This window comes from Blastococcus goldschmidtiae, from assembly GCF_031845325.1.
GTDB classification, from domain to species: Bacteria; Actinomycetota; Actinomycetes; order Mycobacteriales; family Geodermatophilaceae; genus Blastococcus; species Blastococcus goldschmidtiae.
This window is the reverse complement of the sequence record NZ_JAVREI010000001.1, coordinates 945,032-963,604: the sequence shown is the minus strand read 5'-3', so window position 1 is coordinate 963,604 and position 18,573 is coordinate 945,032. Positions and strand designations below refer to the sequence as shown.

Sequence of the window (18,573 nt, the reverse complement as noted above, 5' to 3'; positions counted from 1 at the left end):
ACGGACACGCTCAGCTCGACCGGGGAACGGCTCCTGGCCGCGGGGTCGCGCCGAGTGGGCCCCGGAGGGGTCCGCGCAGGCGGGACGGACACGCTCAGCTCGACCGGGGAACGGCTCCTGGCCGCGGTGTCGGCCGGAGGCCGACGATGTGCACAGTCACAGCACGTCGACGGACTGGATCAGCCGGCCGATGACGCCGTAGAGCTCGGCGTGGGTGTTCGGGATGGAGATGTAGAGCAGCGCGGGTGCGGGACGGCCGACGTCGATCAGCAGCAGCGCGGCCCGCTCACCGGAGGCGTCGTAGCCCTCGACGTCCCAGGCGAGCTGGAACTCGACGAGGTGCGCCTGATGACCGTCCACCGTCAGCGGCTCGTCCCGCAGGATCCGCCGTTCGTTGGGCTCCGGGTAGTAGTTGCCGCGCACACTGTCGGCCAGCGCCGCCACGGTCGTCGGCAGGCTGCCGGGGCCCGACCAGCCGAAGCCCTCGGCGACCGGCCCGGACGTCACCTGGGCGATGAACTGCCCGAGCGGGGTGTCCTCCTGGGTGGTGAAGTACTGACCCGCGACGGTCGTCGTCTCGTACATGAAGGTCCGGTCGTACTCCGACCAGCCCGTCCCGAGGTAGGGGTAGGCGATCCCCGCCGCCTCGTCGACGATCCGCACCGTCCCCGGCGCGAAGCTCGGCCCCGACGGCAGCTGGCTGGTCGGCGGGGGCAGCACGCTCCGCCCGGCGACGGCGTCGTCCTCGCCTCCCCCATCGCTGACGAGGAGCGCCAGCACCACGGCGAGGACGACGCCGAGGACGCCGACGGCAAGCCACGCCCCGCGGCGCGGGGGCTTCGACCCCGGCCGGGGACCGGGCGACCACTGGATCGGCTCCGGGGCGGCCGGCCGCTGCGCTGCGCCCACCGGCGAGCCCTGGACGGCGACGCCCGGGCCGGCCGGGGTGGTGACGTCCGACCACGCGGACCCGCTCCACCAGCGGACCATCCCCGGCATGCCGTCGGGATCGGCGTACCAACCCGGCGGCGGGGCAGGCTGCCCGGACGAGGTCACGCCCGCAACCCTAAGCCGCGCGCGTAGCGTGCCGGGGACCGTTCGAGGGAGGCCAGGGGTGGACGTCGTACCGGCGCCGTCCGCGGTGGTCGACCGGCTGCGCGCGGCCGGCTGCGTGTTCGCCGAGGACGAGGCGGCGCTGCTGGTGGCCGCCGCGGGAACACCGGGGCTGCTCGACGACCTGGTGGGACGGCGGATGTCCGGCGAGCCGCTGGAGCAGCTGCTGGGGTGGGCCGCCTTCGACGGGCTGCGGATCGCCGTCGCCCCGGGCGTCTTCGTGCCGCGCCGCCGCACCGAGCTGCTGGTGGGCGAGGCCGCCGCCCTGGTCCGGCCGGGCGCCGTCGTCGTCGACCTGTGCTGCGGCTCGGGCGCCGTCGGCGCGGCGCTGCTGGCCCGGTTCCCGGGCCTCGTGCTGCACGCTGCCGACCTGGACCCGGCCGCGGTGCGCTGCGCCCGGGCGAACCTGTCCGGCGTCCCCGTGCACGAGGGCGACCTGTTCGCCGCCCTGCCCGCGGAGCTGCGGGGGCGGGTGGACGTGCTGGTCGCGAACGTTCCCTACGTGCCCACGCCCGCACTGGCCCTCCTGCCGCCCGAGGCCCGCGAGCACGAGCCGCGGGCGGCTCTCGACGGCGGGGACGACGGGCTGGACGTCGCCCGGCGGGTGGCGGCGGGGACCGGCGAGTGGCTGGCTCCCGGCGGCTCGCTGCTGTTCGAGACCGGCGAGGTGCAGGTGCCCGCCGCCGTCGCGATCCTCACGGCGGCCGGGCTGGACCCGCGGGTGGTCGCCGACGAGGAGCGGGGTGCCACCGTCGTCGTCGGCACCTGTTAGCGCGCCAGCGCGGCCAGCTCCCGCCAGAGGTGGGCGGCGGCCTCGGCGCCCCGGTGCAGCATCGGCAGCAGCACCCGCTCGTTCGGCGAGTGGATGCGGTCGGTGGGCAGCCCCGCGCCCAGGAAGAGCAGCGGCGCGCCGAGCACCTCCACCAGGTCGGCCTCCGGACCGCTGCCGCCCTCGCGGGTGAACAGCACGTCGGCCGGATCGGTGTCGAAGGCCTGCCCGATGGCGCGCAGCAGGGCGTCCATGGCCGGGGAGTCCAGGTCACTCGCGCACGGCGACACGCCACCGGGCGGCGTGTGCACCTCGGCCACGATGCCGTCGGGCACGTTCGCCTCCACCCAGGCGCGCAACTGCGGGCCGACGTCCTCCGGGCGCTGGTCGGAGACCAGCCGGAAGGTGACCTTGGCGTGCGCCTCCGCGGGGATGATCGTCTTGTGCCCGGGGCCGGTGTAGCCGCCCCACATGCCGTTGACCTCGGCGGTCGGCCGGGCACCGGTGCGCTCCAGCGTGCTGTAGCCGGCCTCGCCGTAGGTCGCCCGCGAGGCGGCCGGGCCGGCCAGCCAGGCCTGCTCGTCGAACGGCACCCGGCTCATCAGCGCGCGCTCGCGGTCGGTCAGCGCGCGCACCTTGTCGTAGAACCCGGGCAGGGTGACCCGCCCCGAGTCGTCGTGCAGCTTCGCCAGCAGCTCGGCCAGCGCGTGCAACGGATTGGGGACCGCACCCCCGAAGGAGCCGGAGTGCAGGTCGACCGCCGGGCCGCGCAGGGTGATCTCCGCGTCGGCGAGCCCGCGCATGGCGGTGACGGCACTGGGGACGTCCGGAGCGGCCATGCCGGTGTCGGAGACGACGACGACGTCGCAGGCCAGTCGGTCGCGGCGCTCCTGGAGCAGGGCGGGGAAGTGCGGCGAGCCGGACTCCTCCTCCCCCTCGATCAGCAGCTTCACGGTGACCGCCGGGGTGTTCCGGCCCGTGGCCGCGAGGTGCGCGCGGATGCCCAGGAGGTGGAAGGCGACGTTGCCCTTGTCGTCGATCGCGCCGCGGGCATGCAACTCGGGCCCGTCGGGGCCCTCGACCACGGTGGGCTCGAACGGCGGGTGCTCCCACAACTCGGGCGGGTCGACCGGCTGCACGTCGTGGTGGCCGTAGACCAGTGCCACGGGGGCGCCGGTGTCCGCGCAGGGCCACTCCGCGAAGACCGCGGGCGCACCCGGGGTCGGCCAGATCTCCACGGTCGGGAAGCCGGTGCGCCGCAGCGCCTCGGCCAGCCACTCGGCGCTGGCGGCGACGTCGGGCGCGTGCGCCGGGTCGGCCGAGATCGACGGGATGCGCAGCCACGCGTCGAGGTCGCCGTGCAGGTCGTCGAGGTGGGCGGAGACGAAGGCGCGTTCCGGACTGGTCACGACCCCCGACGGTAGTGGTGGGCCGGGACCCGCCGCTGACCGTGCCCGGCCGCCGCTCGCCGCTCGGGGGCGGTGAGCCAGCGGAAGACGCCGCGCTCGACCGCCTCGGCGACCGCGATCGCGGCGAGCTGGACGCCGCCCCACAGCGCGAGCAGCGTCCATTCCTGTCCGGCGAGGGGCGCCTGCATCGACCCGAGTTCGTGCAGGACCACGGCGAGCAGGACCGAGGACAGCAGCGCCAGGGCCACCAGCGCGTTCGCGGCCCCGATCCACACGTTCGGCCGGGACCGGGTCATCGTCGCCTGCCGGCGCAGCCTGCGGTAGCAGACCACCCCGTAGCCCAGACCCAGCACCGCGCTCACGGCGAGCAGGTCCAAGGCCTGCCAGGTCGGGGCCACGCCGCCGCCCCGGGCGGTCGAGTCGATGATCAGGGCGGGCGCCACGACGACGCCGAAGGCGAGCACCGCGTACACCGCGGCGGCGCCCTCCCGGACGACGCCGTCCACCCGCAGCCGGGTGCTCACCGGCCCTCGCGCGCACGCAGCGTGAACCGGTCGACGGTGCGGCCGTCCGGGCGGATGCAGCGGCCCGTCAGCCGGTCGCCGTCGACCTCGACGTGCAGGTACTGCAGTACCGAGGCCGCCGCCGCCGTGATGCGGGTCGGGCGGACCGGCGTCAGCTTGGCGCCGCCGCCGCTCACCACGTAGGTGATGCCGTCGAGCGGGATGGTGCGCTCGTAGTTGTGGTCGTGACCGGCGAGCACCAGGTCGACGGCGTGCCGTTCCAGGACCGGGACGAGCAGGTCCTCCGCCCCGGGCGTGGAACCGTGGCGGCCCGACGAGTACGGCGGGTGGTGCAGGCAGACCACCTTCCACTGGCTCGTCGACGTGGCGAGCGCGTCGTCCAGCCAGTCGAGCTGCTCGGAGGCGGTGGAGCCGAACAGACCCGGCCGGCTCGAGTCGAGGTAGAAGAAGTCGACGGGACCGTGCGTGCTCCGGAAGTAGCGCGCCGGCGTCCCGAGCAGGCGGAGCTCGATCTCGATCTCCTCGAGCCGGCTGTCGCTGAAGTGCACGTCGCCGTCGTGGTTGCCGATGGCCAGCTCGACGTCGACGCCGGCCTCGACCAGGGGCCCGTAGGGGCGGAGGAACACGTCCTCGAACCGGTCCTCGATCCGGCCGTAGTAGCAGATGTCGCCGAGGTGCGTGATCAGCCCGTAGGGGTTCTGCTCGTACCCCTGGGCCATCCGGGTCGCGACCGCCACGGCCTGCCGGCCGCCGGTACCGGTGTCGCCGACCGCGGCGAAGGTGAGCCGGTCGGGCGTCGTCGTCCACGCCTGGGGACGCAGCGCCAGCTCCGGGGTCCGCCCGGGGACCAGGTCCTCGCGGCCGAGGAGCGGCCACACCTCCTGCGCGAGCACGCCACCGGCGACGGCCGCTCCGCCGGCGCCCGCGGCCGCGGCGAGCAACTGCCGTCGGGTCAGGGACATGTGGGGTGCAACGAGGAAGCGGACCCCGGACGTTCCCGCGGGACCGGGCGGGCGCGGCTGCGACCGCCGACCGTTAGCGTCCAGGCATGGCCGGAGAACTGCTGCGCACCGATGTCGGCGACCTCACCTTCGACGTCCGCGTCGACGGACCCGAGGACGGGCGGCCGGTGCTGCTGCTGCACGGCTTCCCGCAGACCTCGGCGTGCTGGGCGGCGGTGACACCGCTGCTCACCCAGGCGGGTCTGCGCACCTACGCCCCCGACCAGCTGGGCTACTCCCCCGGCGCGCGCCCGGCCGACGTGGACGCCTACGCCATGCAGAACCTGGCGCAGGTCACGGCGGACCTGATGACCGCGCTGGAGATCCCCGTCGCCGACGTCGTCGGGCACGACTGGGGCGCCAACGTCGCGTGGACGCTGGCCGCGTGGCACGCCGACCGCGTGCGGTCCCTCACCGCGGTGTCGGTGCCGCACCCGGCGGCGTACACCGCGGCGTTCCGGGTCGACCCGGAGCAGAAGGAGCGTTCGGCCTACATCCGGCTGTTCTGGCAGCAGGGCAAGGCCGAGGAGGTGCTGCTGGCCGACGACGCCCGTCGGCTGCGCCGGATGTACGACGTCGAGAACAGCGGCATCTCGCCCGAGGCGGTGGACGAGTACGTGGCGGTGCTGTCCGCGCCGGGTGCGCTGACCGCCGCGCTGAACTGGTACCGGGCGATGAGCTCGGACAACCGCGTGGACAAGGTCGAGGTGCCGACGGCCTACGTCTGGAGCGATGCCGACGTCGCGATCGGCCGGACCGCGGCCGAGGCCTGCGAGCAGTTCGTCACCGGCGACTACCGGTTCGTCGCACTGCCGGGCGTCACGCACTGGATCCCGGAGCAGGCACCGGAGCAGCTGGCCGCCGCGATCCTGGACCGCGTCGCCTCGACGTGAGGGTCAGCCGGCTCTCCTTCGCCGCCGAGCCCCATGCCGTCGCCGGAAACCGGTGGGTGACGCCGGTCGTCGACGGGACCCCGTTGACGGATCTGGTGGCGGACTTCGAGATCGCTCAGGGGTTCGGGGAGCTCGCCGGAACCTATGCCGGCATCGTCGTCGGAGCGGACGGTCGCCCACTGGTCGGCGAGCTGCTGGGAGACGGCCGACGGTCGCTGCTCGGCTGCGAGTGCGGCGACACCGGCTGCTGGCCCCTCGAGGCGGAGATCCGGTTCGACGACTGGTCGGTGACGTGGGACGGCTTCGCCCAACCGCACCGGCCCAGGTGGGCCTACGGCGGTTTCGGCCCGTTCGTGTTCGTGACCGAGGACTACCGGGCGGCCGTGGAGCGGTTCAGCGCCGGCTGACCGACCCGATCGGCGGTCAGAGCTTCTTGTAGTAGCGGACCAGGGGCAGGGGCGTGAAACCCGCCTGCTCGTAGGCGGCCCGCGCCGGGGCGTGGCCGGGGTCCCCGCCGGTGCCGATGACGGCCAGCCGGGAGCCGTGCTCGCGCATCCGGTCCTCCGCGAAGGCGATCAGGTCGGCGGCGATGCCGCGGCGCTGGTGGTCGGGGTCGACCGCGATCATCTCGATCTCGCTGCTGTCGGGTTCGTCCTCCTGCCTGTCGTGCACGACCGCGACGAACCCCACCGCTCTGCCCTCGTGGTCGGCGACCCAGGTCGGCATGGCCTCGTCCCGGCAGACCCGCTCCACGGCGGCCGCCTGCATGGCGCTCCAGTCCGGATAGAGGTTCCGGTAGATGCCCTCGCCCAGTACGCGGCGGAAGGAGTCGAACACCGGCGCCCACGCCCGGAGCGAGAGGTCGACGACGGCGGGGATGTCGCGCTCGGCGAGGGGTCGGATCGTCACGGGCACGGGCTCACTGTCCCGGGCCGGTCAACCGAGTTCCGCCGGACTCACGTTCCGGCGCCGGTCACCAGATCCAGGAGCGCCTGCTCGCCCAGCAGGTCGACCGGGCGGACGGTGAGCCGGTCGGCGACGTGGTGGAAGCCGGCGCTGACCTGCTCCACCGGGACGCCGGTGAGCCGGGACCAGCCCAGCCGGTAGGCGGCCAGCTGGACGCCCGCGGCGGCGAGCTCGGCATCCTTCGGCGGCGGGCCGGTCTTCCAGTCGATGACCTCGTACCCGCCGTCCTCGCACAGGAAGACCGCATCGATGCGGCCGCGCAAGGTCAGCGGGCCCAGCGGGGTCTCGAAGGGCACCTCCACCTCGAGCGGCTGGCGGTCGGCCCACTCGCTGTCCAGGAACGCCGCCTGCAGGAGCCCCAGCTGGGCGTCCGGGGCGGCGAACTCGTCACCGGAGCCGGGCAGCTCGTCGAGGTCGACCAGGCGCGCGGCGCCGAACCGCTCCTCGAGCCAGGTGTGGAAGGCGGTGCCCCGGCGAGCCTGCGGGGCGGGCGCGGCCGGCATGGGCCGGCGGAGCCGGCGGGCCAGCTCTCCGGGGTCGCGGCGCAGGGTGACCAGGGCGGAGACCGACAGGTGCGAGGGCAGCGGCACGTCGACCGTCGGGCTGGCGTGCCGGGCACGCTCGCGCAGCAGCAGGTCGGCGTCGCGGACCCAGGAGGTGATGAGCGGGTCGTCGTCGCCCAACGATCGCTCGGGGTCCAGCGGGTGCGGAGCCGCGGACTCCACCAGCTGGGCGGCCGCGCTGAGCGCGCGGCGCCGGCGGGCGGTGAGCGGGTCGGCCGGCCAGACGCCGATCGGCCACTCCTCCAGCGCCGGGTTGGTGGCGCCGTCGTCGGGGGCGGGAGCCCACTGCACGACCTCCCCGGCGCCGTCCTCGCAGGCCTGCCTGGCGGTGTGCAGCAGCACCGACGGGCCGCACGGGTTGACGCCGTCGCGCCACCAGCTGCCCGAGCACAGCAGCAGGTGCCGGGCGCGGGTGACCGCGACGTAGCCGAGCCGGATCTCCTCGTCGCGCCCGAAGTCCTTCCAGTCCTGCACGTACTGCTCGAGTGCATCCCGCACCGCTACCTGGTCCCCGGAGCCCGGCACCGGGAGCCTCAGGGCAGGCAGCTCGGCGCGGTCGGTGAGCCGCAGCTCGGCGGGGACGGCGCCCGGGTCCTTGATCCAGGAGTCGCTGGCGTTGCTGCGCGCGGGGAACTGGTCGACGGTCATCCCGGGCACCGCGACGACGTCCCACTCCAGGCCCTTCGCGGAGTGCCCGGTGAGCAGCTGCACGGCCTCCGGGTTGACCGCCACCTCGCCGGGCTCCAGGCCGCGTTCCCGTTCCTCCGCGTCGCGCAGGTAGCCGAGGAACGCCGGCAGCGACGGCAGCTCGGCCAGCTCGGTGAACTCCGCGGCGACGCCGTGCAGGGCGTCGAGGTGGGCGCGCGCACCGGCGGGGCTGGCCTCCGGGGCGCTGGCCAGCTCGGTCTCCAAGCCGAGGGCGCGGGCGACCTCGTCGACGAGATCGGGCAGAGACTCCCCCAGCCGGTTGCGCAGGTGCACGAGCTCCGCACCCAGCCGGCGCAGCCGGCGGTGGCCCTCGGGCGAGTACTGACCCGGGTCGCCGAGGTCGTCCAGTGCCTCGACGATGCTGCCCCGCTCGACCGGTGCCTCGACGCGCGGCTGCTCGCTCTCGCCGGCCGGACGCGGTGGCCGGCGCGCGTGCACGAGCGCCCGGGCGCGGGCCTCCAGCGCGGCGAGGTCGCGCGGGCCGATCCGCCACCGGGCGCCGGTGAGCAGCCGGCCGAGCGCATCGCCCGCGGTCGGGTCGACCAGGACGGTGAGGGTGGCCACGACGTCGGACACCTCGGGCACCTCGAGCAGCCCGCCCAGGCCCACGACCTCGACCGGCAGACCGCGCTCGCGCAGCGCGGCGGCGATGCCGGGCAGCTGCTTGCGGGTGCGGGCCAGCACCGCGACCGTCGGCGGTCGGCCGTCCGGACGGTGGCCGACCACCGGGTCCTCGCCGCGCCAGCAGGCGGCGAGCCGGTCGGCCAGCGCCGCGGTCTCCTCGGCGATCGTGGCGTAGAGGCCGACGGTCACCGCTCCCCGGCCGGCCGTCGGCGCCGGCGCCAGGTCGGGCAGCGGGTGCTCGGGCGGCGGCAGCATCGCGGAGACGGCGTTCGCGACGGCCAGCACGTTCTGGTCGTTCCGCCAGCTCGTGGCCAGGGTGAGCCGCTGCGCACGCTTCGATCCGCGGCCGGGGAAGGTGCGGTCGAAGCGCTCGATGGTGCCGGCCGAGGCGCCCCGCCAGCCGTAGATCGACTGCCGCGGGTCACCGACGGCGAGCACGGCGTGGCCGGTGCTCCCGCCGAAGAGCGCCTCCAGCATGCGCAGCTGCCCGACGCTGGTGTCCTGGTACTCGTCGAGCAGCACCACCCGCCAGCGGACGCGCTCGCGACGGCCGACCTCCGGTGCGGTCACGGCGATCCGGGCGGCGTGCGCCACCTGGTCGGCGTAGTCGATGGAACCCATGGCCCGTTTGCGCGCCTCGAACGCCTCCACCAGCGGCAGCAGCGCCACCCGCGCCCGCTGCCGGGCCAGCATCTCGGTCACCGCCGCGTACGGCCCCCGCTTCTTGGGCGCGTCGGCGTAGCCGGCGATCTGCGACTCGACCCGCGCCGTCCAGCTGCGCAGGGCCGCCGGGGTGACGTCGTGCTCCCCCAGCTCGGCGGCCAGGGCCAGCACGTCCTCCACCGTGGTGAGCGGGGTGAGCGGGACGTCGCTCATGTCACCGGTCCATGCCGAGACCACGGTGGCCGCCTGGCCCCAGCACATCGCGGGGCCCAGCACGCCGGCGCCGGGCTCCACCCCGATCCGCAGGCCGTGCTCGGCGACCAGGGTGGCGGCGTAGCCGTGATAGGTGGAGACGGTCGGCTGCGCGACGGCGAGCCGCTCGCGCAGGTCGGGCTCGGTGTCGGGATGGCGGGCCAGCGCGCCGAGCCGCAGGTGGACGCGCTCGTTCAGCTCGCTGGCCGCCTTGCGCGTGAAGGTCAGCCCGAGGATCTCCTCGGGCGCTACGACCCGGTTGGCCACCAGCCACGAGACGCGGGCGGCCATCGTCTCGGTCTTGCCCGACCCGGCGCCGGCGACTACCACGAGCGGCCGGTCGGCGGGCGCCTCGACGACGCGGGCCTGCTCCGCCGACGGCGCGTAGGAGAGGCCGCACCGGGCGGCGACCTCGGCCGGGCTGAGCAGCCGGCGCGGCGCGGCGGGCGCCTGGGCCGCCTCGGTCAGCAGGTCGTCGAAGGAGAGCTGGGTCATCCGGTCACCTGCCGGCCGCGCTCGTGCATCGGGCAGCTGCGCCGGGCCGGGCAGCGCGAGCAGTGGCTGCCGGTGCGCACCTCGAAGGTCGCCGCGCCCATGCCCTCGCCGACGTCGGTGATCAGCTCACCGGCCCAGGTGGTCGTCACCGGCACGTCGGCCGGCAGCGGCTGCTGGTGCTGTTCCTTGGCCTTGGCCCCGGTGCCCACCTGCAGCAGCGCCGCTCCACCGGGGACGGCACCGTGGTCGCCGAAGCCACCGGCGGCCACCGCCACCTGGTAGGCGGCCAGCTGGCCGTGCTCCTCGGTGTTCCTGGCCGTCGTCTTCCCGGTCTTCAGGTCGACGACGACCAGCCGCCCGTCGCCGTCCCGCTCGAGCCGGTCGACCTGGCCGCGCAGCCGGGCCCGGCCGACGACCACGTCGAAGTTCTCCTCCACGCCGACCAGTTCGCGATCGTTGGCCGCGTGCCAGCGCAGGAAGCGGCCCAGCATGTCCTGCGCCGCCTGCCGCTGCCGCTGGTCGGCCCAGCCCGGCCCCAGGTCGAGCTGGTCGAGCTCGCCGTCCAGGGCGGCGGGCGCCTCCCCCGGCGGCAGGCCCTCGGCGACCTGCTGTGCGATCGCGTGCACCGCCGTGCCCACCGTGCGGGTGGAGTCGGGTGAGGCCTCGGCCCCCACCGCGCCGAGCACCCAGCGCAGCGGGCAGCGCTGGAAGGTCTCGATGTGCGAGGGGCGGACGCGCACCTCGTCGTCCTCGGGCACCAGCGGGGCGTCGTCGGAGAGCGCGGCCAGACCCCACCAGTGGCGTGGCGACGCTCCGGGCACGCTCTCGTCGGCGAGCCGGCGCAGCACCGATGCTGCGGCCGACCGGCGCGGTGCCGGCGTCTCCGGATCGGTGACGGCGCGGCGCAGCTCGGCGACCAGCGCGGGCAGCGTCAGCGACCGGGGCAGCTCGGTCAGCACGCGCCCGTCCTCGGGTGGCGGCTGCACGAGGTCGAGGAAACGGGACGCGGTGGCTCCGGCGTCGGCCCCGTCGAGAGCGCCCTGCACCGCCGTGACCAGCAGCCTCCGGCGAGCGCGGGTGACGGCCACGTAGAACAGCCGGCGCTCCTCGGCCAGCGCCAGGGTGCGGCGGTCGACGACCGCGCCGTCGATGCCGGCAGCCCGCTCCACCAGCACCTCCGCACCCAGCAGCGAGGAGCGCTCGCTCAGGTTGGGCCACACGCCCTCCTGCACCCCGGCGACGCAGACGAGGTCCCACTCCAGGCCCTTGGCGGCGTGCGCGGTGAGCAGCCGGACGGTCTCGCCCGCCGCGGCGCGGGCGGCGCCGGTGTCGCTGGGCAGCTCCTGGGCGGACAGGTGGGCCACGAAGGCGCGGACGTCGGCCGACGGCAGCCGGTCGACGAAGCCCGCGGCAGCGTCGAAGAGCGAGACGACGGCGTCCAGGTCGCGGTCGGCGACCGCACCGGGCGGTCCGCCTGCGGCGCTCGCCCTGGCCCACTTCCCGGCCAGTCCGCTGCCCTGCCACATGGCCCACAGCACGTCCTCGGCCGTACCGTTCCGGGCCAGCGCCAGCCGGCCGGCCGCCAGGACGTCGGCCACCCGCCGTGCCGGCCGGGCGACGTGCTCGGGCAGCGCCTCCAGCAGGGCGTCGTCCTCCAGCGCCATCGCCAGCGGGGCACCCCGCTCGGCCGCGTCCACCCCCTGCCGGGCCAGCGCGACGCGCACGGCTCGGCGCAGCCGGCGCAGGTCGAGCACGGTGGCGCCACCCAGCGGGGAGGCCAGCAGCGCCTCGGCGGCCGGCTCGTCCAGGCCCGTGGCGATGCCGTCGACGGGATCGGTGGCCGGCCGCGGCAGCAGCGCGGTGAGCGCCCCGAGGAACGGGGCGACGGCCGGCTGCCCGGCCAGCGCCACGTCGTCGGACGACACGGCGACCGGCACGCCGGCCGACGCCAGGGCGCGGCGCAGGGGGCCCAGTGCGACGGCGGTGCGGACGACCACGGCCATCTGCGACCACGGGATGCCGTCGAGCAGGTGGGCGCGGCGCAGCCGGTCGGCGAGGTAGGCGGCCTCGATGGCGGCGGACCCGAAGACGTGCACCTCGGCCGAGCCGGGATCGGCCGTCCCTCCCGCCGTCAGCCGGCGGTGCTCCCACGGGCCGGGCAGCCCGTCGGCCACCTGCCGGCTGATGCGCAGCAGCTCGGCACCCGACCGGCGGGACACCCCCAGCGAGACCCGGGCCGCGGGCCGGCCGTCGGTGTGCCTGAAGCGGTCGGGGAACTCGGTGATGCCGCGCGGCTCGGCACCGCGGAAGGCGTAGATGGACTGGTCGGGGTCGCCGACGGCGACGACGTTGCCGCCGCGCCCGGCGAGCAGGGCCAGCAGCTCCACCTGGGCGGGGTCGGTGTCCTGGTACTCGTCGACGAACAGCCAGCGGGCGCGGTCGCGCTCCTGACGCAGCAGCTCGGCGTCGCCGTCGAGCTCGGCGATGGCCTGCCGCACCAGCTCCGCCGGGTCGTAGCCGGACGCGTCCCCCCGGCCCAGGGTGGAGAAGGCGGTGACCGCCTCGTACTGCTCCTGGAACGCCGCCGCGTGCACCCAGTGCTCGCGACCGGTCTCCCGGCCCCACGCGGCCAGCCGCTCCGGGACGACCCCGCGCTCGGTGGCCCGCAGCAGCAGCTCGCGCAGCTCGGTGCGGAAGCCCGCGGTGCCCAGTGCCGGGGCCAGGTCCGCCGGCCAGCGGACCGCGCCCTCCTCCTCCACGTCACCGCGCAGCAGCTCCGCGACGACGGCGTCCTGCTCGGCCGACGTCAGCAGCCGTGGCGGGGCCTCTCCGCGCAGCAGCGCGGCCCGGCGGAGGACGCCGTAGGCGTAGGAGTGGAGGGTGCGCGCCAGGGGCTCGCGGATCGTCTGCGCGACGCGGGTGGTGATGCGGGTGCGCAGCTCCGCGGCGGCCTTGCGGCTGAAGGTCAGGACGAGGATCTGCTCGGGATCGACCCCCGCCTCGATGCGGGTGGCGACCGCCTCGACGATCGTCGTCGTCTTGCCCGTGCCCGGACCGGCGAGGACCAGCAGCGGCCCGGCCGGGTGGTCGACGACGACCTGCTGCGTCGGGTCGAGCCGCGGCGCAGCCGGTGCCGGCCGCTCACCCGGCACCAGCCGGTAGACCGGTGCCCCTCCCCCTTGTGCCACCTCTCGATGGAAGCACGCCGCACCGACAGTTCTCGGGACGGCCGGGCGGAGCGGAGCAGTGCCTCAGATCAGCGCGAGGGCCGCCTCGAGCTGACCGGCTTCGAGCATCAGGTCCGTCGCGGTCGCGAGCCAACCGGCGACCTGCAGCAACGGCCACTCGCCCTCGCTGTCGAGGGACGCCGTCGCCGCGACGAGCCCGGCCTGGGCCACAGCACGACACGCGATGTTGTTCATGGATCGGTAGTCGGCAAGTGCACCGCAGAGCTATAGGCAATGGCAGGAAATGGTCCGTACGGGTCATCCGGATACGCGACCGACATGCGACCGATCAGCGCGGGACATCCCGGAACTCGAGGAGCAGCGTGCCCGGGTCCGCCGGATGCGGCGCCGGGACGAAGCCGGCGCGCTGGTAGAGCCGCCGCGCCGGGTTGCCCTCCTCGACGCTGAGGCTCAGCGCCGGCAGGGACCGGCGCCGCGCCTCCGCCACCGCGGCACCCACCAGGGCCGCCCCGAGTCCGGCGCCGCGGTACCCGGGCAGGACGCACACGCTGAGCTCCGGGACGCCCGCCCGCACGAAGCCGTATCCCGGGGCCTCCGGCGGGAAGCGGGTCACCCAGACGACGCCCGTCGGCTCGTCCCCGTCGGTGGACACCACCCCGAACTCCGGTGCCGCCCGGTAGTACCGGGCCAGGTGCGGATCGGCGTCGACCTGCGCGACGGTGAACCGCGGACCGCTCCAGTTGAGGTTCAGCCAGGTCGCGACGCGGAGCAGGAGCCGGTCACCGTCGTCGAGGGGTCTGGTCGGCACCGGCCGACCCTGCCACGGTCCGCCGCTGCATGGCAGCTCAGCCGGCCAGCCGCCAGGAGGCCGCGGCGATCCGGTCGGCGTCCGCGCGCTCCAGCGTGCCGACGTCGACCAGCCGGTCCAGCACGTGCGCCTGCCGGGCCTTCGCCAGCTCGGGGTGCACCAGCGGGTCGTAGGCGCTCGGCGCCTGGACGAGGCCGACGAGCACCGTCGCCTGCGCCCAGTCCAGCTCCGCCGGCGACAGCCCGAAGTAGCCCTCCGCCGCGGCGCCGACGCCGTAGAAGCCGTGCCCGAAGTAGGCGGCGTCGAGGTACATCCGGAGGATGTCCTGATTGCTCCAGGCGCGGTCGATCTTCAGCGCCAGGACCACCGCGCGGGCCTTGGCCAGTGGGTCGGTGGCGCCGTCCTCGTAGACGACCCGTGCCAGTTGCTGGTGCAGCGTGGATCCCCCGCGGTCGGTACCGCTGACCAGACCGAGCGGGGCCCGGAGCGCACCGCGCCAGTCGATGCCCACGTGGTCGGCGAAGTGGCTGTCCTCGGTGGCCAGCAGGGCCGCGGCGATCCGCGGGGGGATCTCCTCGCCGAGCGGCGTCCCGGCGTACGCGGCCAGCCGCGCGTCCACCCGGTCGCGGGTGTCGGCCACGCCCGGGGTGGCGACCCACGTGGCGCCCAGCGCGAGGAGGGCGACCACCAGCGGCGCGACCGCGGCACGGCGGGCATGCCGGAGCAGGCGGAGTCGTCGGCTGGGCGGGGAGGGGCGCTGCTGGGTCAGGTTCGGCACCCTCTCATCCGATCGTCCGGGGTCGCCCTCGCGCGTCCTCCCGGGAGGCGATCTTGCTCGGTGCCCCGTCATCCCTGGGGACGACGTCCGTGTCGCGGTCCGGCCAGCCGACGGCGGACAGATCGATCCGGCCGTTGCGCACCGGCACCCCCTCGAGGGCCAGCCGCTCCAGCTGCCGTGCGCGCACCGGCTCGGCGGCGGTGCCGTCGGCGCGCACCACCCGGAACCAGGGCACCGCTCCCCCGCCGGAGCTCAGCGCGCGAGCGACCCGGCGCGGACCCACCCCGACCAGCCGGCCGATGGCGCCGTAGGTGCTCACCCGCCCCGGCGGGATCTGCTCCACGGCGTCGAACACGGCCTCGTCGACGTCCAGCGCAGGATCGGGGGCGGGGTCGGCCACCTGCAGATCATGGCAAGCGCCCCGCCCCCGGAGGCGGTCAGTCCTCCGGGGACCCGCTCCGGTCCCAGTCCAGGGAGACCGAGTCCGGATCTACGAGCCGCTCCCCGTCCGCACCCGTGACCACCAGTTCCGCCAGGCGTGCGGTGCTCACGGTGGCCGGCCACCAGGCGGCCCACAGGCCGGACTGCACCGTCGCGGTGATGCGGGTGCCGTCGGTCAGGCGGAGCTCGACCCCGGTCACGTCCGACCCGGCCGCGCCGTAGGCGGACAGGACGTCGCCCACGGGTTCCCCCTCGCCCGGAGCCCTCAGCAGCAGGACGTCCTCGCCCGCAGGCAGCAGCACCGGGCGGTCGTAGACCGTCGCCCCTCCCTGCTGCACGGAGTCCCCGTCGCTGCGGATGCCGGTGACGGCGACGAGCGGATCGGTCTCCGTGCCGCTCCCGGGCGAGAGATCCAGGCAGAAGATGTAGTCGCCCCGGCGGTCGACCAGCACTTCGCGCTCGGCGGCTGCGTCCGGGTCGGGGGTCACGCCCTCGATGCCCACCCCGCCACCGGTCAGGTCCGTGCACTGCGAGGCCCACATCTCGATGTCACCGCTCGGCGGAGGTGCGAGGCCCGGGCCGGTCTCGGGCAGCGCCGTCCAGCTGCCGTAGTCCGGCGGCGCGGACGGGTCGCCGGTCGCCAGCACCGTCGCGGAGACCGCGGCGGCCGTGGCCACGAGCGCGAAACCGGTCCGCCGCACCACCGGCCGCCGCACGAACGCCACCGGCTGCGACGTCCGGCCCGCCTCGGCGACGAGGAGCGCCCGGACGGCCCGGTGCCGCTCGGGGGACATGGGGGTGACGGTCGAGCTCATGGGGTCTCCATCCGGAGCAGGGATCCCGGCCGGTCACCGGGAGCGGGAGGGAACGGGTCGACGGCCTCGCGCAACCGCGCGCGGGCCCGGGACAGCCGGGAGCGGACGGTGCCGACGGGAAGGTCCAGAGCCAACGCTGCGGACTCGTAGTCCAGGCCCTGCCAGACGCACAGGGTGAGGACGTCCTGGTCGGTGCGCCGCAGCCCGCGCATCGCCTCGTGCAGGCGGGCCAGCTGCCGCTCGTCGTCGAGCCGGCCGGCGACGTCGTCGGCGTGGTCGGGGACGCTCTGATCGCCGGCAGCCAGTCGCTCCAGCGCCCGCCGGTGCCGCGCGGTCGTCCGCCAGCGGCGCTGCACGGTGCGGTTGGCGATGCCGTAGAGCCAGGGCAGCGCGCTGTCCGCCAGCAGTTCGACGTCGGACCGTCGCCGCCATGCCTCCAGGAAGACGACCGACACCAGGTCGTCGGCCGCTTCCAGCGAACCGGTCCGGCGGGCGCAGTAGCTGCGGATCCGCTCCCCGTGCCGGTCGAACAGGATGCCGAAGGCCTCCGGTTCACCGTGCACGGCCCGCTGCCACAGCTCGCGGTCGTCAGGCTGGTCGATGTCGTTCACACCCCTCTGTGCCCGCAGGGGTGGGTCGGGTTCCCGCGACCGGTGCAGCCGCGCAACGGCTGCCCGGCTCAGTCGTCCTTGCGGCCGAACCGGGCCAGGAGCCTGGTCTGCGGGCTCGCTCCCGCCGGCACCTCGAGCGGCGGGCCGAAGAACCCGGGGACGCCGTCGTCGGGCAGCTGCTCGGCCAGCACCAGCGCCGCGGTCACCAGGTCGCCGTCCAGCTCGGTGTCCTCACCGGTCGCCCGGGCGAGGTCCCAGGCGTGGACGGTCAGGTCGGCGGTCATCTCGAGGATGTACTGGCCGGCCGGGGTCGGTCCGCGCTGCAGGTGCACGGTGCGCGTCAGGGCGTCGTCCTCGGCGAAGGCCGCCAGAGAGCCGTCCGCGGCGGTCTCCCAGCCGGTGAACGGGTCGTCGCCGAGCAGGTCGCCCGTGTCGTCGGGGACGCGACCTTCGGTGTAGGGCTCACCGGCCAGCAGCGGCGGGGCCCACAGCTGTTCGCTGACCAGGTGCGCGACCAGGTCGGCGACCGTCCAGCCGGGCAGCGCCTCGTCCTCCCACTGGTCGGGGTCGACGGCGTCCACCCGGTCGGTGAACAGCGCCTGCGCGCGCTGGAAGAGTGCGAGCAGCTCGACGGGCGAGAAGTCGGCCATGGGCAGAGTCAACATGCCGAGGGCCCGGTCCGCCTCCCCGGGGGAAGGTGGACCGGGCCCTCGGCACGGCTCAGTACGTGGGCAGCGTCTTGTCGATGCGGGTGGCCCAGGAGGTCACGCCACCCTGCACGTGGACGGCGTCCTTGAAGCCGGCCGCCTTGATCGCAGCGAGCGCCTCGGCGGAACGGACACCGGTCTTGCAGTGCAGCACGATCGGCTTGTCCTGCGGTAGCTGCGCCAGCGCCCGGCCGGAGAGGATCTCGTCCTTGGGGATCAGCGTCGCACCCGGGATCGAGACGATCTCGTACTCGTTGGGCTCCCGGACGTCGATCAGCTCGAAGTCCTTGCCGGCGTCCATCATGTCCTTGAGCTCGTCGACGGTGATCGTCGAACCGGCCGCCGCCTCCTGCGCCTCGACCGAGACGACGCCGCAGAAGTTGTCGTAGTCGATCAGCCCGGTGATCGGCTCCCCCTCGGGGTCCTTGCGCACCTTGATCTCGCGGAAGGTCATCTCCAGGGCGTCGTAGACCATCAGCCGGCCCAGCAGGGTGTCGCCGATGCCGGTGATGAGCTTGACCGCCTCGGTGGCCTGGATCGCGCCGACGGTGGCGCAGAGGACGCCGAGCACGCCGCCCTCGGCGCAGCTCGGCACCATGCCGGGCGGGGGCGGGACCGGGTAGAGGTCGCGGTAGTTCGGGCCGTGGTCGTTCCAGAAGACCGAGACCTGGCCGTCGAACCGGTAGATCGAGCCCCACACGTAGGGCTTGCCCAGCAGCACGCAGGCGTCGTTGACCAGGTAGCGCGTGGCGAAGTTGTCCGTGCCGTCGACGATGAGGTCGTACTGGCTGAAGATCTCCATCACGTTGTCGTTGTCCAGCCGCGTCTCGTGCAGGCGGACGTCGATGAGCGGGTTGATCTCCTTGATGGAGTCACGCGCGCTCTGCGCCTTGGACCGGCCGACGTCGGACTGCCCGTGGATGATCTGGCGCTGCAGGTTGGACTCGTCGACGGTGTCGAACTCGACGATGCCGAGGGTGCCCACCCCGGCCGCGGCCAGGTACATGAGCACCGGCGAGCCGAGGCCACCGGCGCCGACGGCGAGCACCTTGGCGTTCTTGAGCCGCTTCTGCCCGTCCATGCCCACGTCGGGGATGATCAGGTGGCGGCTGTAGCGGCGGACCTCGTCGATGGACAGGTCGGCGGCGGGCTCCACCAGGGGTGGCAGGGACACGATCGCTCCTCGTTCGGTCGACAGCGGCCCGGGACGCAGGCCGTCGTTCACGCGGCACAACAGCGTGACAG

At 75.0% G+C, this 18,573-nt stretch carries 18 protein-coding genes; 3 read left to right on the top strand and 15 right to left on the bottom strand.

All coding sequences use genetic code 11. From position 1 onward, the window contains the following. Positions 1 to 156: 156 nt before the first annotated feature. Positions 157 to 1,056: a DUF2510 domain-containing protein gene (locus RM425_RS04750; protein WP_311344011.1), complete on the bottom strand. Its 900-nt coding sequence runs from the start codon at positions 1,054 to 1,056 to the stop codon at positions 157 to 159. A gap of 58 nt (positions 1,057 to 1,114) precedes the next feature. Here RM425_RS04750 and RM425_RS04745 point away from each other — a divergent pair, with 58 nt between their 5' ends. Next, positions 1,115 to 1,885, top strand: a complete 771-nt coding sequence (locus RM425_RS04745; RefSeq protein WP_311344010.1) for a putative protein N(5)-glutamine methyltransferase — start codon at positions 1,115 to 1,117, stop codon at positions 1,883 to 1,885. Here RM425_RS04745 and RM425_RS04740 read toward each other — a convergent pair. The 3 genes from RM425_RS04740 to RM425_RS04730 are packed head-to-tail and all read right to left on the bottom strand — an operon-like array spanning position 1,882 to position 4,777. Continuing rightward, positions 1,882 to 3,291 (bottom strand): M20/M25/M40 family metallo-hydrolase, encoded by a 1,410-nt coding sequence (locus RM425_RS04740; RefSeq protein WP_311344009.1) that lies wholly within the window; start codon positions 3,289 to 3,291, stop codon positions 1,882 to 1,884. The two genes, RM425_RS04745 and RM425_RS04740, sit on opposite strands and share 4 nt — an antisense overlap. Next, positions 3,288 to 3,815, bottom strand: coding sequence for a hypothetical protein (locus tag RM425_RS04735; protein ID WP_311344008.1), 528 nt, complete (start codon positions 3,813 to 3,815; stop codon positions 3,288 to 3,290). The genes RM425_RS04740 and RM425_RS04735 overlap by 4 nt, the downstream gene beginning before the upstream one ends. After that, the gene (locus RM425_RS04730; protein WP_311344007.1) at positions 3,812 to 4,777 is read right to left on the bottom strand and encodes a metallophosphoesterase family protein; all 966 of its coding nucleotides are present in this window, start codon (positions 4,775 to 4,777) and stop codon (positions 3,812 to 3,814) included. The genes RM425_RS04735 and RM425_RS04730 overlap by 4 nt, the downstream gene beginning before the upstream one ends. Positions 4,778 to 4,863: 86 nt before the next feature. Here RM425_RS04730 and RM425_RS04725 point away from each other — a divergent pair, with 86 nt between their 5' ends. After that, the gene (locus RM425_RS04725) at positions 4,864 to 5,709 is read left to right on the top strand and encodes an alpha/beta fold hydrolase (protein ID WP_311344006.1); all 846 of its coding nucleotides are present in this window, start codon (positions 4,864 to 4,866) and stop codon (positions 5,707 to 5,709) included. Beyond that, positions 5,706 to 6,116 (top strand): hypothetical protein, encoded by a 411-nt coding sequence (locus RM425_RS04720; RefSeq protein ID WP_311344005.1) that lies wholly within the window; start codon positions 5,706 to 5,708, stop codon positions 6,114 to 6,116. Before RM425_RS04725 ends, RM425_RS04720 begins: the two co-directional genes overlap by 4 nt. A 16-nt stretch (positions 6,117 to 6,132) precedes the next feature. Here the strand turns inward: RM425_RS04720 and RM425_RS04715 are convergent, their stop codons facing one another. The 11 genes from RM425_RS04715 to moeZ all read right to left on the bottom strand — a co-directional run bounded on the left by RM425_RS04715 (position 6,133) and on the right by moeZ (position 18,502). Further along, a complete protein-coding gene (locus tag RM425_RS04715; protein ID WP_311344004.1) occupies positions 6,133 to 6,624 on the bottom strand; it encodes a GNAT family N-acetyltransferase in 492 nt (163 codons plus the stop codon). 41 nt (positions 6,625 to 6,665) lie between these two features. Beyond that, a complete protein-coding gene (locus tag RM425_RS04710; RefSeq protein WP_311344003.1) occupies positions 6,666 to 9,980 on the bottom strand; it encodes an ATP-dependent helicase in 3,315 nt (1,104 codons plus the stop codon). After that, on the bottom strand, positions 9,977 to 13,168 hold the full coding sequence (locus RM425_RS04705) for an ATP-dependent helicase (protein ID WP_311344002.1): 3,192 nt from the start codon (positions 13,166 to 13,168) through the stop codon (positions 9,977 to 9,979). The genes RM425_RS04710 and RM425_RS04705 overlap by 4 nt, the downstream gene beginning before the upstream one ends. A 63-nt stretch (positions 13,169 to 13,231) precedes the next feature. Then, positions 13,232 to 13,402, bottom strand: coding sequence for a hypothetical protein (locus tag RM425_RS04700; protein WP_311344001.1), 171 nt, complete (start codon positions 13,400 to 13,402; stop codon positions 13,232 to 13,234). A 94-nt stretch (positions 13,403 to 13,496) separates the two neighbouring features. Continuing rightward, positions 13,497 to 13,976, bottom strand: coding sequence for a GNAT family N-acetyltransferase (locus tag RM425_RS04695; protein ID WP_311344000.1), 480 nt, complete (start codon positions 13,974 to 13,976; stop codon positions 13,497 to 13,499). Between the two features lie 37 nt (positions 13,977 to 14,013). Then, positions 14,014 to 14,754: a biosynthetic peptidoglycan transglycosylase gene (locus tag RM425_RS04690; protein WP_311343999.1), complete on the bottom strand. Its 741-nt coding sequence runs from the start codon at positions 14,752 to 14,754 to the stop codon at positions 14,014 to 14,016. Positions 14,755 to 14,758: 4 nt separating this feature from the next. Continuing rightward, entirely contained in the window at positions 14,759 to 15,154 is a 396-nt protein-coding gene (locus RM425_RS04685; RefSeq protein WP_311343998.1) for an MGMT family protein, read from the bottom strand. A 37-nt stretch (positions 15,155 to 15,191) separates the two neighbouring features. Then, on the bottom strand, positions 15,192 to 16,010 hold the full coding sequence (locus RM425_RS04680) for a hypothetical protein (RefSeq protein WP_311343997.1): 819 nt from the start codon (positions 16,008 to 16,010) through the stop codon (positions 15,192 to 15,194). Continuing rightward, positions 16,007 to 16,621 (bottom strand): RNA polymerase sigma factor, encoded by a 615-nt coding sequence (locus tag RM425_RS04675; RefSeq protein ID WP_311343996.1) that lies wholly within the window; start codon positions 16,619 to 16,621, stop codon positions 16,007 to 16,009. Before RM425_RS04675 ends, RM425_RS04680 begins: the two co-directional genes overlap by 4 nt. 68 nt (positions 16,622 to 16,689) lie before the next feature. Beyond that, on the bottom strand, positions 16,690 to 17,271 hold the full coding sequence (locus tag RM425_RS04670) for a TIGR03086 family metal-binding protein (protein ID WP_311343995.1): 582 nt from the start codon (positions 17,269 to 17,271) through the stop codon (positions 16,690 to 16,692). Positions 17,272 to 17,341: 70 nt separating this feature from the next. Beyond that, positions 17,342 to 18,502 (bottom strand): adenylyltransferase/sulfurtransferase MoeZ, encoded by a 1,161-nt coding sequence (gene moeZ, locus RM425_RS04665; RefSeq protein WP_311343994.1) that lies wholly within the window; start codon positions 18,500 to 18,502, stop codon positions 17,342 to 17,344. Positions 18,503 to 18,573: the final 71 nt, after the last annotated feature.